Source organism: Streptomyces sp. MB09-02B (genome assembly GCF_033794485.1).
GTDB lineage: Bacteria > Actinomycetota > Actinomycetes > Streptomycetales > Streptomycetaceae > Streptomyces.
Window position 1 is genome coordinate 1 of sequence record NZ_JARGEE010001008.1, and the last position, 537, is coordinate 537.

1 protein-coding gene is annotated in these 537 nt (G+C 70.0%); it reads right to left on the bottom strand.

The window, feature by feature from the left end; all coding sequences use genetic code 11:
- The coding region (locus tag P1P70_RS45595; RefSeq protein ID WP_319248490.1) for an ATPase, T2SS/T4P/T4SS family at nt 1-504 on the bottom strand (504 nt) is incomplete at its 3' end.
- Nucleotides 505-537: the final 33 nt, after the last annotated feature.

Genomic DNA, 537 nt, shown 5'->3' on the forward strand with positions numbered 1-537 from the left:
GAGCGGGGGGATGATCACGTTGACGCGCTCGCCGGTGGGGAGGCGGGCGTCGACCATGGGGTTCGATTCGTCGACGCGGCGGTTGACCGTGGAGACGATGCGTTCGATCGTCTGCATCAGCTGGTCGGTCGAGGCGAAGCGGAGGGGGAGCTGTTCGACGCGGCCGGCTCGTTCCACGAAGATCGCGTCGGGGCCGTTGACCATGATCTCCGTGATCGAGGCGTCGGCGAGGAGGGGTTCGAGGACGCCGAGGCCCAGGGCCTCGTCGACGACCCTGCGGATGAGCCCGGAGCGTTCGCCCGAGGAGAGGACCGGGCCCTCCCGGCTGATGATGTGGCCGAGTACGCGTTCCAGGCGGGCCCTGCGGTCGGCTGCGGTCAGGGCCGACATCTCGGCGAGGTCGATCTCTTCGAGGAGCTTGGCGCGGTAGACGGCCACGAGGTGTCCGTCCTCGCGTCCGGCTGCCCCCTCGTCGGGGGCGGCGATACGGGATCGCAGGCTCATCTTCTCGTCAACTCCTCTCGGGGGGCGGGGGGG